The organism is Gordonia effusa NBRC 100432, assembly GCF_000241305.1.
Classification (GTDB): domain Bacteria; phylum Actinomycetota; class Actinomycetes; order Mycobacteriales; family Mycobacteriaceae; genus Gordonia; species Gordonia effusa.
In genome coordinates, this window is sequence record NZ_BAEH01000105.1 from 111,212 (window position 1) to 127,805 (window position 16,594).

A 16,594-nucleotide genomic window follows, 5' to 3' on the forward strand; every position below is an offset into this window, starting at 1 on the left:
AGTATCAGTCCTGATCGTCAGTAGGTGCCGAGGCGTCGGATAACGCGTCGGCCTCATCTGATTGTGCCCGCCGGTCAGCCAATTTGGCGAATCGAGGGTCGTCGTTGAGCTCCTCGGACAAGTCGTCGATGACGTCGACGTCGGGCAGCAGCGGCGCAAGATCGGGCAGGTCAGTCAACGACGCCAAACCAAGGCGCTCCAGGAATAACTCGGTTGTGCCATATAGCGTCGCGGTGGTCGACGGATCGGTTCCCGCCTCGCTGATCAGTCCGCGCGCGACCAGCGTGCGGATTACGCCGTCGACGTTGACGCCGCGAATCGCGCTCACCCGAGCACGCGTGACCGGCTGTCGATAGGCGATGACGGCAAGAGTCTCCAAAGCTGCGCGGGTCAGCTTGGTACGTGCCCCATCCAGCAATAGCCGCTCGACGTAGGGCGCATAATCCGACCTGGTGTAGAACCGCCAGCCATCGCCGGCGAACCGCAGATCAATGCCGCTTCCCGCCTCGGTCAGATCGGCCGAGATCTGCTTGAGGGTCCGATTGATGCGCAGTAGATCCTGTTCGAGGGCGGTTGCCAGTTCCTCTGTCGAGACCGGAGTGTCGACCACGAGCAGGACCGCCTCTAGCGCCGAACGCAGCTCTTGTTCGTCCATGACGCGTTCGTCTTCGGCGTCGAGTGTGGTCTGCCCAATGTCGATGCCGATCTGCGCCGGCTCGTCAAGCGTCTCGTCCTGCCCGCTCATCCGTACTCCTCCGCTGACTCGTCCATACTGACTTCTTCTGCTTCCCGGTCGCCGGTCCAACTCACCGAGAGATCGCCCAACGCTTCGGCCTGCTCGAAGACCACGGCGCGTTCCCGGAACAATTCGAGTAGCCCCAGAAAGCTCGCGACCACTTCGATTCCTTCGGTGCAATCGGCTACCAGCTCGCCGAAAGTCAGCCACGTGCCCGGCTTGGCGGTCAGTAGTTCCGCCATCCGGCGGGCGTGTTCGGGTACTGACACCTGATGCTGGTGAATATGCCCCAGCCCGACGGACGGTTTAGGCTTTGGCGTCATCGCCGACGCCGCGATCGATGCGAAGGTATCCGCGTCGACACCGAGGGTTACCTCGGGCATCAGTTCTTCGAACCGGCTCTCCAATGAGACCGCACGCGGGTACCGTTGCAGCGCAGCAGCTTCCAACTCGGCGAAAAGTGCGGCAACCTGTTTGTAGGCGCGATACTGCAACAGCCGGGCAAAGAGCAGGTCGCGAGCCTCAAGCAGCGCGAGGTCTTCGACGTCGTCGACCTCCCCCGACGGCAACAGTCGCGCCGCTTTGAGGTCCAGCAATGTCGCGGCGACTACGAGAAACTCGGTGGTCTGCTCCAGGCCCATTTGCGCACCCATACTTCGCGTATAGGCGATGAACTCGTCGGTGACTTGGTGTAGCGCCAGTTCAGTTACATCGAGTCGATGCTGACTGATGAGGTTGAGCAGTAGGTCGAACGGGCCCTCGAAATTCTTGAGTTTGACCTGAAACTTGTTGGCGGCAGCGGCATCTGCGAATGCGACGTCGATCGGCGCCGCAGCGTCGGCAACGCTCGCCGCCTCATTCGAGTCTGGCTCGTCGGTCATTTCTTGGGGCCGTTGCGCGCGATGACCTCACGCGCCAGCGCCCGATATGCCTTTGCCCCAGTCGATTTCGGAGCCCACGACGTGATTGGCTCACCCGCGACGGAGGTCTCCGGGAATCGCACGGTACGACTGATCACGGTGTCGTACACGGCATCGCCGAATACCTCGACTACACGGGCCATTACCTCGCGCGAGTGCAAAGTCCGCGCATCGAACATGGTGACGACAATGCCGCCCAGCTCGAGTTTCATATTCAGCCGGTCGCGCACCTTGTCGATGGTGTCGGTGAGCAACGCGAGTCCGCGCAAGCTGAAATACTCACACTCCATTGGGATGATGACACTGTCCGCGCAGGCCAACGCGTTGACGGTGAGCAGCCCCAGCGACGGCTGACAGTCGATCAGGATGAAGTCGTAGCGGTCGACGATCGGATGCAGCGCGCGGGCCAGCGTCTGCTCCCGGCCAACCTCGTTGACGAGCTGAATCTCCGCGGCCGACAGATCGATATTCGATGGCAGCAGATCGAGTCCTTCGATCCGCGTGCGCATCAAGACATCGTCGGTCGCCGCGTGCGGAGGCACGAGCAGATTGTGGACGGTCTCTTCGAGTTCGTGATGAGCGACACCCAATCCGGCCGACAGCGCACCCTGCGGATCGAGATCCACCAGCAACACCCGTCGACCGCATTCGGCAAGTGCCGCACCAAGATTGATCGTCGACGTCGTTTTGCCGACGCCGCCCTTCTGGTTGCACACGGCGATGATGGTCGCCGGACCATGATGGTCGATCAGCTCCGGCTCGGGAACTGGCCGGGTCGGACGCCCGGTAGGCCCCAGTTCAGGTTCAGCGCGGTCATCGACGTCGTCGACTGGGCGGGGATTGACCGCCAACTGGTAATCGGTGGGGTCGGGTCGCGGCGTTGCCTGAGGTGTGGACGACTCCGGCGTATTCACTCCGCGACACTCCTCTCGATGGTGGCCATATACATCTGGTCACCCAGCCTAATGCAGGACATCAAAACTCCCGGCGACAACCCGCCGGGCAAACGGGCGCCGGACACTGGTCTCTCGCCCCATCTGCCACTTCGCCAACTTCAACCCCACGATCGACGTCTACCGGGCCCGTGGATGTGCAACCGCGAACACCTCGCGCATCGTGTTGACCGTCACCAATGTGTAGACCTGAGTGGTGGTGACTGACGCGTGCCCCAACAATTCCTGTACGACACGAACATCGGCCCCACCATCGAGCAGATGCGTTGCGAAACTGTGCCGCAACGTATGCGGCGAGACAGTCTTCTCGATTCCGGCGCGCTGCGCGGCATCGGACAGCGTCTGCCAGGCCGACTGCCGCGACAATCGACCGCCGCGCACATTGAGGAATAGCGCTGGCGAACGCCCCTTTGCCAACGCGGGTCTGCCACGCACCGCATAGGCCGTGACAGCCTCGACCGCCGGACGCCCGACCGGCACGATCCGTTCCTTTCCCCCCTTGCCGCGCAACAGAACTGAGCGATGATCGGTATCGAGGTCGTCGACGTCGAGATCGACCACCTCGGAGATACGCGCCCCACACGAATACAACAGTTCGAGCATCGCCCGATCGCGTAGGCCACGCGGGGTCTCCGCATCACCGGCGGCATCGAGGATGGCGGTCACTTCGTCGATCGACAACGCCTTGGGCAACCGTCGCGCCGGACGCGGCGGCGACACGGCGTGCGCGACGTCGGCCGGCACCACATTCTCGAGGACGGCGAATTTGTGAAAACCCCTGACTGCCACCAGAGTTCGCGCGATGGAGCTGTCGGCGAGGGGCGCCTGGTCACGGTCGACATCACCTCGCCGCAATTCGACCAGGAACTCGCGGACATCCTCTTCGGTGACTGCGGAAAGATCACCGATGCCCCGGCGCGTCAGGTAGTCGGCGTAGCGCGACAAGTCGCGCGTATACGACGCCACTGTGTTCCGCGCGGCACCTCGTTCGACCACCAGATGGTCGAGATACCGTGACACCAGCCCGTCGACCATCGGCCGTCAGTTCCGGGCGTCCCGTCGGCGAGTGAACGCCGTCGGCTCATCGACCCACTCGGAGTCATTCCCGCGCAACAGAGTTGGATCGGCGATCGCCGCGGCCGCTGCCAAGATTCCGGCAACCGCGGTGGCATTGACGATCTCACCCGTCCCGATCATCCGCGTCGCGGTGTCCAGATCGACCCACTCGAGAGCCAGATCGGCCTCTTCATCGTGACGTTTCGCCTCGGGTAGCTCGTGGAGCCCGCGCGCGAGATAGACGCGCAGGGCCTCGTCGCAGAACCCCGGCGAGAGGACGAGGTCGGCGAGCACCGCCCAGTCGTCGGCGGCGAGATCGACTTCTTCGGCCAATTCTCGTTGCGCCGCAACGAGAGCCGTTTCGTCGGGTCCGCCGTCGAGTAGACCAGCGGGTAGTTCGAGTAGGCGCCGCCCCACCGGATGCCGATACTGTCGGATCATCGCGACCCTTCCGGCATCGTCAACCGCGACGACCGCGACGGCCCCGTGATGTTCCACGACTTCGCGTTTGGCGGTCCGTCCGCCCGGCATCACGACGTCGTCGACCCGCAGCGCGACGATGGCACCGTCGTAGATGGTCTCCGACGAGGCAACGTCAAAATCGTGCGCGCCGGCCGCCGTCGACGCACCACCCTCGTCGGTCGAACTCAACTGGCGTCCTCGACGGCGTCGGAGTCCACCTCCGGCTCGATCGCGGCGCCGGCCGGATGGATATCCACCGGAAGCCGTTCAGCCGCTTTGTATTTCAGAGCCTCACCGATCAACGAACGGAACAGCGGGTGCGGGCGGGTCGGGCGGCTCTTGAGTTCCGGATGGGCCTGCGTGGCGACCAGGAACGGATGCGTCGACTTGGGATATTCGACGAACTCCACCAGCCGCCCGTCCGGCGACGTACCGGAGAACAACAGCCCCGACTCAGCGATCTTGTCGCGGTAGGCATTGTTGACCTCGAAGCGATGCCGGTGGCGTTCGGATACCTCGGTCGCACCGTAGGCGTCGGCGACCAGGGTGCCCCGAGTCAGCTTCGCCGGGTAGGCCCCCAGGCGCATCGTGCCGCCAAGGTCAGCTTCGCCAGCTACGGCCTGCTCTTGATCAGCCATCGTCGAAATGACCGGATACGCTGTGTCCGGGTCGAATTCGGTCGAACTCGCACCGTCCAGACCCGCGGTCCGCGCAGCCTCGATAACCACGCACTGCAACCCGAGACAAAGTCCGAGAAGCGGAATACCACGCTGCCGGGCGTAGGCAATCGCTCCGACTTTGCCTTCGATTCCACGAATTCCAAACCCGCCGGGAATGAGAATCGCATCAACCTCGCCAAGCGCGGCGCGCGCTCCTTCGACGGTCTCGCAGTCGTCCGAGGGGACCCACTTGATCTCGGTCCGCGCCCGATGCGCGAAACCACCAGCACGGATCGCTTCGGTCACCGACAGGTAGGCATCGGGCAGATCGACGTATTTGCCGACGAGCGCGACGGTGACTGTCTCACGTGGATTATGTACGCGCTCAAGCAAATCGCCCCATTCCGACCAATCGACATCGCGGAACGGGAGCCCCAGTTTGCGCACCACGTAAGCGTCAAGCGCTTCTTGGTGAAGCACCTTGGGGATGTCGTAGATCGACGGTGCGTCCGGCGTCGAGATGACACCTTCGAGTTCGACGTCGCACATGAGCGCGATCTTCTGCTTGAGTCCCTCGGGAACGTCGCGGTCGCAACGCAGGATCAACGCGTCGGGCTGGATGCCGACGTTGCGCAGTGCCGCAACCGAATGCTGGGTCGGCTTGGTCTTGAGCTCGCCCGACGGCGCGAGATACGGCACCAGCGAGACATGTAGGAAGAAGATGTTGTCGCGGCCCACGTCGTGGCGGATCTGACGCGCCGCTTCGATGAACGGTAGGGACTCGATGTCGCCGACGGTCCCGCCGATCTCGGTGATAACCACGTCCGGGGCGTTGCCGTCGGCGTCGGGCTCGCGCATCGCCAGGATCCGCGCCTTGAGTTCGTCGGTGATATGCGGGATCACCTGGACGGTTTCGCCGAGGTATTCGCCGCGGCGTTCCTTCGCGATGACCGTCGAATAGACCTGTCCGGTGGTCACATTAGCCGATTGCGAGAGATCGCGGTCGAGGAAACGCTCATAGTGCCCGACGTCGAGGTCGGTCTCGGCACCGTCCTCGGTGACGAATACTTCGCCGTGCTGGAACGGATTCATCGTGCCGGGATCGACGTTGAGATACGGATCGAGTTTCTGCATGGTGACCCGCAGACCGCGCGAGGTCAGTAATTGCCCCAGGCTCGAGGCGGTGAGCCCCTTGCCGAGCGACGACGCGACGCCGCCGGTGACGAAGATGTGTTTGGTGCCATCTTGAGTGTGGCGAAGTGGTCGCAAAGCGTCTCCCGTTGGTTACCCATCAAGCCTTCAGGCTCGATTACCTACGGGACTCCACGGTAACACCTCGCGGCCACTCTCCGCGCAGCCACGCCAAACTCAGTCGACGTGTTGCGCGTCTCATCTGTCGTCGGGACTGGCCTAGGCGCCCGGGGTGATCGACCGCGCTCCGGGTCCAGTGCCGTATGCGCCCGGCTTGCCGCGCAGGTCGGTCGACAGCGCGAGGACCGTCGTGACCCGTCCCATCTGCACATCGACATTGTCGACCGTCGAGATCTCGTTGCTCAGCGACGGGTCCGAGCGCACCACCGCGATCGGCGAACCACCTTCGGCAGATCCGGTGCGCCCCACCAGGATTCCCGCTCCCGACCGTCGGGCCATCGCCGCCGCGAGATTAGCGGTCAGTTGACCTTGAGCGCCGGAGTCGGTGCCGTAGGCATCGCCGGTCACCACGACGACGGCCTTACCACTGCCAATCGCGTTGTCGGTGTACGTGATGTATCCACCTTCGCGCAGTGCCGACAGTCCGTTCACAACGTCGTTTCGAGACGCAGCGACGGTGCCGGTCGCGCCGAGCGTGAGCGCACCGAGGAGATCGCCGACCCGACCGCCCGAATCCGTCAACTCGGGACGCAGCGAACCACCGGCCGGAATGGATTGGTCGATGATGGAGCGCAACTTCTCCGCCGACTGGTCCTTGAGCAGTTCGTCGGTCAGGCCGATCTGACCGGCGAATTTAGCGCCGCCGGCATTGAGTGCCTCTTTCACCGCCGCCACGTCGCCGTCGGCCGCGTTCGGCGCGGTCACCACGATCACCGACGTGCCGTTGAGTTTGTTCGCCAACAACTGCGGCGACACGGCCGCGACAAACCCGTTGCCGGCGTTTACCTGAGCGTTGAGTTTGTCGCGCTCGGACTCCAGGTCGCCGATCCGGTCGCGCGACGTGCCGGTTGCCGAGTTGACCTTGTCTCCGATGAAACCGGAGCCGAGGAACAATCCCAGGGTTAGAGCAAGGAAGATTGCCGCGATCGAAATCGCGTGTTGACGCAGACTGATCACGCTATCGATTCCACACGGTCTGGATCCAGGCCAGGAGCGAATTCCATTGGTCGACAATCCAATCCGATATATCAGCGCCGCTCGACGACAGCATCACGGCGGCGATAACCGCGACCAGCGCGGCCAGCACCACCAACGCGATCGCGGCCCCGGATACCCGGCTGCGATAGAGCGTGGCAATCGCCGAAGCGTCGACCAGTTTCGGACCTACTTTGAGGCGGGTCAGGAACGTCGACGGGTTGCTCTCTCGTCGCGACCGGTCGAAGAAGTCATCGAGCCCGCCGCCGTATCCGGCGGTGACGATCAGATCAGCACCGTGGTGGTCGGCCACCAGCAACGCGAGGTCGGCTGCGGAGCCGGCCGCCGGGAAGGTGGTCGCGCCGACGCCCAGATCCTGAATGCGCTCAAGTCCCGGGGCGTGACCGTCGGGATCGGCGGGCAGGATCACCTGCGCGCCCGACTTGAGGGTGTTGTTGGCGATCTCTTCGGGATCGCCGATGATGATTTGCGGCTTGTAGCCGGCCTTGATCATCGAGTCAGCACCGCGACCCACGCCGATCAGCGAGGGTGAGTACTCCTTGATGAATGAGCGCAGCGCCCGCAACTCGGCGGCGTGGGCAGCGCCGTCGCCGACGATGACGACGTGTTTGCCGGCCAACGAGACGTCGATGTCGGGTACCCCGACACCGTCGATCAGCAGTGGCGACTCGCTCCGAATGAACTCGATGGTGTTGCCCGAGAACGCTTCGAGGTGATCGACGAGTCCGGCCTTGGCATCGATCATCATGTCCGCGATTTCACGTTCGCCGATCTCGACGCCCTTGGCGAGACGTCGCTCACCGATGTAAAGACGGTCGTTGTCCACGCGCAGCTTCGCGCCGTCCTTGACCCGCTTGAACACATCGGACCCGACGTCGTCGAGCAAGGTGATGCCCGACGCCGCGAGCACCTCGGGGCCGAGGTTGGGATACCGACCGGAGATCGACGGCGAAGCGTTGACGACTGCCACAACGCTCGCCTCGACCAGCGCATCGGCGGTCACTCGATCGAGGTCGACCTCGTCGAGGATGGCGATGTCACCCGGCCCCACCCGTTCGATGAGCCGTTTGGTGTTCTTGTCGATCCTGGCGATACCGATGACACCAGGCAGTTCTTCGGTGGTACGGGCGAGCAAGGCAGGCATCTTCATGACGCCCATCATCAACCTGCATACCCATGACCGCAGGGAGGCGCGCCGTAACATTGGCCACTTTTGTCACACGAGTCACGGCAGTACCGTGTCGCGGGCCTACCGAGGTGAATGTCCCGTCGAACCCAGCCAACGCGCAGACTTCAATCAGCCCAACGTCGGAGAACCGACTTACTTGTCGTCGTCAGCCAGCCGCTTCGCGACGATCGGGTCGTACGCATCGCCATCGGGACGCGACGCGTCATAGGCCTCTTCGTTGACCTCGATCTCTTCGCGGCGAGTCTGACCGGTGACGCGTTGCGTGGTGGTGAGACGTTCCTTACCGACCTCGACCTGCCCGACGCGGCGGACGCGTTTGCCGACCTCGACTTCTTCACCCTTGAGTTCGATCTCGAATACGCCCTCTTCGAAGGAGTACTCGACGTCGGCATCTTCGTCGAGATCGACGCGGTTGACGGTCACCTTCTCGGTGAATACGTCGACGTCAACGGCCTTGTCCTCGACGAGGACCTTCTTGGCTACCTTCACGATGCCGGTCGCGACCTGACGCTTCGCAGCGATCAAGTCCTCTGCGTGAAGATGGATGGTCTGACCACCGGCGGTCGGGTACCGGTCAACGCGGCGGGAGCCGTGGTCTCGGCAGGAGCATCTTCGGCGACTGGCTCGGCGGTCTGCGGCGCGGCAGGTTCCTGCTCGGGCTCTTCGGTGGCCGAGGGCGCGTCAGCGTCCGGCACATCGGTCGGCGTCGACAGAAGCCCAACCGGCGCAGCTGCTTCAGCGCTCGGAACATCCGCAGCGGCAGGCTCGTGGTCAAGCGCCGGTTCGGGTGCCGACTCGGTCTCGCCGACCTTGTCGTAGTGTCCCGCCGAGATATCCGCGGCAGTCTTTTCCAGACGGATGAAATCAGGCTCGAACCCGGCAACACCGCTCTCGGTCAGCAACAGCTGGGTACCGGCGGTGGTGACGTTGACGACAAGATCCTCACCAATCGTCGAATCCACCGTTCCCACTTCGGCGCCATCGCGGGATACCACCGGGGTACCCACCTTGATGTCGTATCCGGCGAACGTCACAATCATCTCGTCGTTCCTCTCAGCGTTGCGTTTGTCGCGTAGTCGTTGATTAAGCGTCTGATGCCAGGCACGCGTGTTGACTCAAACCCTATCGTTGGATTCTTCGCCATGTTTCCCGGGTTTAGTGTTTACATCAATTTCTGCCACTTCAACCCGTTCGCGACGAACTGTAACCGGAACTGAAACCGTATCGGTACCGCGGACCCGTCGAATACGGACTTCTTCACGCACTACGAGCCGTTTGGTAACGACCAATTCCTCTTCCACCACCGGGACGACATAGGTATCTCCCTCCCAGTACGGCTCCGGCGCGGAGGTTACTTCCCGCCCCTCGACGCCGACCCGGGTCACTTCGGCGCGCTCCCGCTCGACGTCGAATTCCAGATCGGCCGACTCACTTTCAATCGTCTTGCGTACCTGTGCGATACCGGTGACGATTTCCTTCTTCTGCGTCGTCAAGAACTCCTCATGCAGCCCAAGGACGAGCGCATCGGGATTCGACTCGGGCGCCGGATCTGTCTGTGATTCAAAGGTCATACAGTCGTTTCCTTCGCATTCGGTTCTTTCCGTACGCTTCGATACTGCTCCGCGGTGGATAACAACTCCTCCGCGTGAGCGCGGCCGGTGTCAGAATCGCCGAGGCCGGCCAACATTCGGGCCAACTCGCCGATTCGCTCATCGCGAGAAAGCGTACGCACTGTCGAAGTATGTCCACCCGGCGAACGTTTCCCACTCCCGCCGATATTTTTTCCGATGACGACATGATTATCGGCGAAAGCTGCCACCTGCGGCAGATGCGTCACCACTATCACCTGATGTTTGAGGGCCAATCGTGCCAATCGGCGGCCGATTTCGACTGCCGCCGCACCGCCGACACCGGCATCGACTTCGTCGAACACCATGATCGAGCCGCCTTCGGGCGCGGCCAGCACCACTTCAAGTGCCAGCATCACGCGCGATAGCTCACCGCCCGACGCCGACCGTGCGATGGGCAGCGGGACGGCGTCCGCGTGAGCGCGCAGGGAGAACTCAACGACATCGGCACCGTCGGCACCCGCGTGCGCGACGGCCGGGCCCTCGGTGGTAGCTACCGGGACCGTAGGGCTGTCTGCTGGGTCGTCGACGGTCTCGCCGGAATCGGCGGGTGCCGCCGTGCCGACGACGTCGTAGCGCACATCGACGACGAGTGCCGCGCCGCCCATCGCCAGTCCCAGCAGTTCCGCGCTAACCTTCTTGGCCAGCGATTTGGCTGCCGTCACCCGCTGGTCGTGCAATTTGACCGCTGCGGCCCCGACGTCGTCGCGAGCTGCCGCGACGGCTGCCGCGAGTTCGTCAATGGACTCGGCCGGATTATCGATTTCGGCCAGTCGAGCCGTCGCCGTGGCGTACCAGTCGATCACGCCGTCGATGTCGGCGGCGTATTTGCGAGTAAGCGACCGCAGTTCTGCCTGACGGTTGAGCAACTGGTCGAGTTCGCCGGCGTCGGTCGGCAGGTCCGAGACAAATGCCGTCAGTTCGTCGCCGATGTCGGTGACGACCGCAAGTGCCTCGGCGACCCGAGGCAATAGTCCGCGCAATGTCTCGTCACCCGACGACTCCAAGACGGTACGTACGTGGCCGAGCCCTTCGATTACCGAGCCGCCTTCGGCGTTCACATCGCCCACGACCGTGCCTTGTGCACCCGCCGCCGCGCTGCGAATGGTGTCCAGGTCGGTGAGCCTGCGGATGGTGGCAACCAACTCGGCGTCCTCACCAGGCTGCGGATCTACCGCGGCGATCTCGTCGACCGCGAACCGTAGTCGATCGGTTTCCTGGGCGAGTTCGCGGGAATTGGCACGACGTCGCTCGAGGTCCCGAGACAAGTCAAGCCATTGCGCGCGGGCCTTTTGATAGGCGCGCAGCGATTTCGCGACATTCTTTCCGGCGAACCGATCCAGCGCCCCACGCTGCTGCGACCCCTTGAGCAGCCGTAGTTGATCGTTCTGGCCGTGGATGGTCAGCAGACGGCTGGTCATCCGGCCCATCAGGCCGACGGGCACCGATCGACCGCCCACATGCGCACGAGACCGGCCATCGGCCGATACCGAACGTACGGCGATCACCGAATCGTCATCGTCGACATCGGCGCCCGCGGATTCGAGCAGATCGACCAACTCCGGATCAGTAGTCGCCTCACCCTCGACGAGCGGATTGACTAACCGGAAACGGCCCTCGACGGTGGCTTTCTCGTGCCCCACCCGCACCCGCGTGGGATCCGCCCGAGCACCGGAGAGCAGATGCAGACTCGTCACGACCATCGTCTTGCCGGCGCCGGTCTCGCCGGTCAGCACGGTAAAGCCGGGATGAAACTCGGCCGAAGCTTCCTCGATGACGCCGAGTCCTCGGATCGACAGTTCTTCGAGCACGTCAGACCTTCCCTTCTCGGTGTACCCCGTCTCGCATCGCCCCCGGCGCTCTCACACCTTGCGGCCGCGCCATCCGGTCACCGGCAAATCGAACTTGGTCACCAGCCGGTCGGCGAATGGGTCCGAGTCGATCCGGACCCACTGCACCGGGCGGGACCCTCGACGTACCTCGACGCGCGCTCCCGGCGGCACGTCGATCACTCGCCGGCCATCGCATAACGCGACCGCCGGACGCCCCTCTTTGTCCACTTCGACGCCAATCTTCGACCGCGGGCTCGTGACCATCGGCCGGGCGAATAGCGCGTGAGCGTTACTGGGCACGATCAGAATCGCCTCGAGATCAGGCCACATCACCGGACCACCGGCCGAAAACGCGTACGCCGTCGAGCCGGTCGGCGTCGATACCAGCAGTCCGTCGGCACCGAATGCCGACACCGGGCGGCCGTCTACTTCGGTCAGCAATTCCAGGACGCCCTGATTCGTCTGATTCTGGATGGCGACCTCATTCAGTGCCCAGGTACGCACTACTGGATCGTCGGGTTCCGCGGGGTTGATCACCGCGATATCGAGGGTCATCCGCGACTCGATCCGATAGTCCCGTCCGATGAGAAGCGCCATCACCTCTTCGACGCGATTCGCCTCCGCTTCGGCCAGAAAACCAATGCGCCCCAAGTTAATTCCGAGAACCGGCACCGACTCGGGATAGGCCAATTCCGCCGCCCTAAGGAAGGTGCCGTCGCCGCCGAGCACTATGACGAGTTCACATCCGTGCGCCGATGCGGTGTCGACCTCGGTCACTTCCACTTCGGCGCCGAGCGCGCGCAGGTGATCGGGATCCACCGGATGCCCGACCGGGTCGTTATGCCCCATCGCAACGCCGGTGTCGTGTTCCATCGTGTCGAAGTCGACGATGCGCAGTTTGACTCCGGCGCCGGCACAGGAGCGCGCAATGGCATCGAGGGTGACCGATACCGCCTCGCGGCCGGTGTGTGCGACCACCAGGAACTCACGTGTGGGCACGAACCCATCTCCTTTCGACACCTATTGCGGTCCTTGTTCGACGGCCGTGGTGATCATTGTCTCCGCTGACTCTGACAATCGCGCAGCGACACCGGTACTCGGCTCCGCGTCGCGCACTTTGCGCAGCCAGACGAAATACTCGACATTGCCCGACGGTCCGGGCAGCGGGCTGGCGACAACACCGTTGAGTTCTAATCCCAGCCCGAGCGCATCGGCGATCACCTCGCGTACCGCGCTGATTCGCAATGCCGGGTCGCGCACAACTCCGCCAGCGCCGACACGTTCCTTACCGACCTCGAACTGAGGTTTGACCATCGGAAGCAAATCACCGCCCATCGTCGTACACGATGCCAGCGCCGGCAACACCAGCCGCAGCGAGATGAACGACAGGTCGGTAACCGTCAAATCCGCTTGTCCCCCAATGACTTCCGGACCCAGCGAGCGCACATTGGTGCGGTCGTGCACGATGACTCGCGGGTCATTGCGCAGCCGCCAGACCAACTGGCCGTAGCCGACATCGGCGGCGACGACTTCGCGCGCGCCCTCCGACAGCAGGACGTCGGTGAAACCCCCAGTCGACGCACCGGCGTCGAGGCAACGTTTGTCGGCCACCGTCACTCCGCGCGGGCCGAACTCGGCCAGCGCGCCGATCAGTTTGTGCGCACCCCGTGAAGCCCATTTGGTCTCCACTGCCGCCACGATCACCGGTGTGTCCCTGGTGATATTCGTGGCCGGCTTGGTTGCCGGTGTGCCGTTAACCTTGACCTCACCCTTTTCGATGAGTTCGCGGGCATGCTCGCGCGAGCGGGCCAACCCTCGCCGCACCAACTCGGCATCGAGGCGTGCGCGCGGATTAGGTGGCACGGCCGACGTCTTCGAGGGCAGTCGACAGCACCTGGTGGGCCTGCTCCAAGAGTGCGGCCTGCCGGTCCAATGATCCGAGGTCGATATTCGCACCGTCGGGATCTGCCGTCCGCTGCTCCTCGCGCATCTCGTCGAACTGAGCGAGCAGTTCGCTCACCTGCTGCGTAACAACTTCAGGCGACACCGTCGGTACGGAGCTCGCCAGATGCTGTCCGGGCTTGGGCGGTCCGGGTACGGGAGATGTCATCGAGTCCTACGCTATCGCACGCCTAGCTCATCCAGCAGGCCACGTACCCGCTCGTCTTCGGTGGCGATAGTCACCGCCAGCCCCTCGTCGGGGGCAGCGGCCAAGTGCGCGTCGACCGCATTCCACACCGCGGCGGCGAGCGCAGGCAGTAGCGCGACGTCGTCGGCCTCGGATGTCGCCACCACGTCGACCCGGATCTCACCATCTCCGGTCGTCGCGGAAACCGTCCAACCCGGCTGTGCGCCGATACGCGCGCTGTCCGGCGACGCCAGTAGCCCCCGCAGATCGTCCACCACAAAGGTGGGACGCTGCTCCGGACCGGCTACCAGTAGATCAGCGGCTCCTGCGACGCCGGTAAGTACCAACAAACTGTCGACGCCGACGGTCACCGCGCCCTCGATATCGGTGTCGAGCCGATCACCGACCACGAGTGGATGTTTCGACGCCGATCGTTCGATCGCGTCAGCCATCAACGGCGCGGCGGGCTTACCCGCGACGAGCGGCTGTTTTCCGGTCGCATTCGCGACCGCAGCGACCATCGAACCGTTGCCGATCAGCAGGCCGCGTTCGGAAGGCAGCGTCGGGTCGACGTTGCAGGCCACCCATAGCGCGCCGTTGTTGATCGCGAGGACTGCTTCGGACAGGATGGCCCAGTCGGTCGTCGTCGAATGGCCTTGGATGACCGCATCCGGCCTATCGTCGGCGCTGCGTGTCACGCCGATTCCGACTTCACGCACCTCCTGTGCGAGGCCGTCGGTACCAACAACCAGAGCTCGCGATCCGGCTGGCAAATGTTGGGCAAGGAGCTTAGCCCCCGCCTGGGCGCTGGTCACAACCTGATCTGGGACCGCGTCGAATCCAAGTTCGGTCAAATGATCGGCGACGTCGGGTGCACGCCGGCTCGCATTATTGGTCACGTAGTACGCCGGCACGTTTACCTTCGCCAATGCTTCGATCGCGCCGGGCAACGCCTCGGCTCCTGCGAAGACTGTGCCGTCGAGGTCGAGCAGCAGTGCGTCATACTCAGTGGCCAACGACACAGCCGGTGCGACGTCATTGGTTTTAGCCGGGCTGGTGTCATCTGCCGCCGCTTCGTTCGCAGCCGCGGCTGTCCCGACCGTCGTGGATGAATCGTCAATCGTGGCTGCCGAGTCCTCGGGCTTCTTGGTGTCTTCGGAGTCTTGATCCGGCCCGGGCTCATCCACGTCGTCGGTGGGATTCTCAAACGGCACGTCATCAGCAGGTGCGGATTCGTTTGCTGGCTCAGTATCGACTTCCGATAGAGGATCGGTGTCGGCTTCGGATGAGTGCTCGCCGTCGGCCAGTTCTACCAACCGCAGTTCGGCGTCGGTGACGTCATCGACGTCAGCGGCAGCGGAATTCATGAACCAGGTGGCGGCATCGTCGCGGCGTCCAGCGGCAAGTAGCGCGGTCGCATAGGCGTAGAACAGTCGCGCGGGACCGTCTCCGGTCTGGCCGGGCTGCAGATTGGCAGCCTGCAGCGTGACCACAGCTTTGTCCGGCTCGCCCAGGTCTAGACGCGCCCCGGCTTCGACGATCAGCATCTCCGCTGCTTCGTCTCCGGTGAGCGCCCGCCCCTCGGCACTACGCGCCAAGTCAATCGCGCGTTCTGGCCGGCCAAGACCACGCTCACTGTCAGCGATCAGCGGAAGCAATGCATTACTACCGGTAAGACGTCGGGCTGTGCGCAGTTCACCTAACGCCTCTTGCCACTCACCTGCCGTATAGGCGGCGATTCCGACAGTCTCGCGTACTACGCCGACTCGCCCGGCGCGTTCACGCGCAGCACGCGCGTGTGCTAGCGCGGCCACCGGATCCTCGCCGAGCAGGTTCATCACCATGACCAGATGTCGGGCGACTCGCTCGGCATTCGTCTTGTCAAGACTTAATAGGTCGCGCCGCACCTCTGGATCCAGGTCGGCCGCGGTTACCTCGTCGGGGATCGCAGGTTCATCGGTACGTACGGTGCCACGCGTGTTCGGGCCGCGATCACGACCGCCATCACGGGGTCCACCGCGTCGCGCGTCGCCAGGTCGGCCGCCTCTACCACCGTCTCCGCGTCCGCTGCCACCGCTGGCTCCGCCGCGGCCACGGTTGCCGTATCCGCCGTCACTGCGGCCGCTCGAGCGATTATCGCGCCCGTTCCGGTTCGGCTCGCCGCGTCGATCCCTCGAACTGTCCGTCATTTCTAACCAATCATCTCGATCAACCGGGGTTTGCCGGTGAGGCCCTTCAATAGAAAATACCCCGTATCTGAACCGTAGTACGGCCCGGATACGGGGTATTTCAAATTTTTGTTCGGCGGTGTCCTACTCTCCCACACTGGTTAGGGTGCAGTACCATTGGCGCTGGAGGGCTTAGCTTCCGGGTTCGGAATGGGGCCGGGCGTTTCCCCTCCGCTATTGCCGCCGAAACTTTATGAAACTGTCAAAACCCACTATTGGTGTGGGTTTGTGTGTTGTTTCAGAGTTGCATAGTGGATGCGATATCACTGTTTATGGTGATGATGTTTTCGTGTTGCGTGTTACCTGGTGGCACCCAAATGTTGTTGGGGTGTTGGTAAGTCCTCGGCCGATTAGTACCAGTCACCTAAACACCTTGCGGTGCGTACAGTTCTGGCCTATCAACCCCATGGTCTGTGGGGGGCCTTAACCCCGCTAA

Annotated in this window: 16 protein-coding genes and 2 rRNA genes; all 18 read right to left on the reverse strand. The window is 63.5% G+C overall.

Features of this window, described 5'->3' with window-relative positions; all coding sequences use genetic code 11:
• Positions 1 to 4 precede the first annotated feature (4 nt).
• Positions 5 to 745 (reverse strand): SMC-Scp complex subunit ScpB, encoded by a 741-nt coding sequence (gene scpB, locus GOEFS_RS18245; protein ID WP_007319423.1) that lies wholly within the window; start codon positions 743 to 745, stop codon positions 5 to 7.
• A complete protein-coding gene (locus tag GOEFS_RS18250) occupies positions 742 to 1,617 on the reverse strand; it encodes a segregation and condensation protein A (protein ID WP_007319424.1) in 876 nt (291 codons plus the stop codon). The genes scpB and GOEFS_RS18250 overlap by 4 nt, the downstream gene beginning before the upstream one ends.
• On the reverse strand, positions 1,614 to 2,507 hold the full coding sequence (locus GOEFS_RS18255) for a ParA family protein (RefSeq protein ID WP_085949543.1): 894 nt from the start codon (positions 2,505 to 2,507) through the stop codon (positions 1,614 to 1,616). Before GOEFS_RS18255 ends, GOEFS_RS18250 begins: the two co-directional genes overlap by 4 nt.
• Positions 2,508 to 2,729: 222 nt before the next feature.
• Positions 2,730 to 3,644, reverse strand: a complete 915-nt coding sequence (gene xerD / locus GOEFS_RS18260) for a site-specific tyrosine recombinase XerD (RefSeq protein ID WP_007319426.1) — start codon at positions 3,642 to 3,644, stop codon at positions 2,730 to 2,732.
• Between the two features lie 6 nt (positions 3,645 to 3,650).
• Positions 3,651 to 4,316: an NUDIX domain-containing protein gene (locus tag GOEFS_RS18265; RefSeq protein ID WP_007319427.1), complete on the reverse strand. Its 666-nt coding sequence runs from the start codon at positions 4,314 to 4,316 to the stop codon at positions 3,651 to 3,653.
• Entirely contained in the window at positions 4,313 to 6,055 is a 1,743-nt protein-coding gene (gene pyrG / locus GOEFS_RS18270; protein ID WP_007319428.1) for a CTP synthase, read from the reverse strand. The genes GOEFS_RS18265 and pyrG overlap by 4 nt, the downstream gene beginning before the upstream one ends.
• A 141-nt stretch (positions 6,056 to 6,196) precedes the next feature.
• Positions 6,197 to 7,114 carry a copper transporter gene (locus tag GOEFS_RS18275; RefSeq protein ID WP_007319429.1) on the reverse strand — a complete coding sequence of 306 codons (918 nt, stop codon included), beginning with the start codon at positions 7,112 to 7,114 and terminating at the stop codon, positions 6,197 to 6,199.
• A gap of 1 nt (position 7,115) precedes the next feature.
• Positions 7,116 to 8,303 carry a putative cytokinetic ring protein SteA gene (gene steA, locus GOEFS_RS18280; protein WP_040525508.1) on the reverse strand — a complete coding sequence of 396 codons (1,188 nt, stop codon included), beginning with the start codon at positions 8,301 to 8,303 and terminating at the stop codon, positions 7,116 to 7,118.
• A gap of 171 nt (positions 8,304 to 8,474) precedes the next feature.
• Positions 8,475 to 8,867, reverse strand: coding sequence for a DUF2382 domain-containing protein (locus tag GOEFS_RS18285; protein ID WP_007319431.1), 393 nt, complete (start codon positions 8,865 to 8,867; stop codon positions 8,475 to 8,477).
• Entirely contained in the window at positions 8,864 to 9,382 is a 519-nt protein-coding gene (locus GOEFS_RS18290; protein WP_007319432.1) for a hypothetical protein, read from the reverse strand. The genes GOEFS_RS18285 and GOEFS_RS18290 overlap by 4 nt, the downstream gene beginning before the upstream one ends.
• Before the next feature lie 75 nt (positions 9,383 to 9,457).
• Positions 9,458 to 9,913: a DUF2382 domain-containing protein gene (locus GOEFS_RS18295; RefSeq protein WP_007319433.1), complete on the reverse strand. Its 456-nt coding sequence runs from the start codon at positions 9,911 to 9,913 to the stop codon at positions 9,458 to 9,460.
• On the reverse strand, positions 9,910 to 11,781 hold the full coding sequence (recN, locus tag GOEFS_RS18300) for a DNA repair protein RecN (protein ID WP_007319434.1): 1,872 nt from the start codon (positions 11,779 to 11,781) through the stop codon (positions 9,910 to 9,912). Before recN ends, GOEFS_RS18295 begins: the two co-directional genes overlap by 4 nt.
• Positions 11,782 to 11,832: 51 nt before the next feature.
• Positions 11,833 to 12,801, reverse strand: a complete 969-nt coding sequence (locus GOEFS_RS18305) for an NAD kinase (RefSeq protein WP_007319435.1) — start codon at positions 12,799 to 12,801, stop codon at positions 11,833 to 11,835.
• A gap of 21 nt (positions 12,802 to 12,822) precedes the next feature.
• Entirely contained in the window at positions 12,823 to 13,665 is an 843-nt protein-coding gene (locus GOEFS_RS18310) for a TlyA family RNA methyltransferase (protein WP_007319436.1), read from the reverse strand.
• The gene (locus GOEFS_RS22955; protein WP_007319437.1) at positions 13,655 to 13,912 is read right to left on the reverse strand and encodes a hypothetical protein; all 258 of its coding nucleotides are present in this window, start codon (positions 13,910 to 13,912) and stop codon (positions 13,655 to 13,657) included. The genes GOEFS_RS18310 and GOEFS_RS22955 overlap by 11 nt, the downstream gene beginning before the upstream one ends.
• Before the next feature lie 11 nt (positions 13,913 to 13,923).
• Positions 13,924 to 16,119 (reverse strand): HAD-IIA family hydrolase, encoded by a 2,196-nt coding sequence (locus GOEFS_RS18320; RefSeq protein WP_083837364.1) that lies wholly within the window; start codon positions 16,117 to 16,119, stop codon positions 13,924 to 13,926.
• Positions 16,120 to 16,229: 110 nt separating this feature from the next.
• Positions 16,230 to 16,346 (reverse strand): 5S ribosomal RNA (gene rrf, locus GOEFS_RS18325).
• Between the two features lie 142 nt (positions 16,347 to 16,488).
• Positions 16,489 to 16,594 (reverse strand): 23S ribosomal RNA (locus GOEFS_RS23685); the annotation flags it as partial.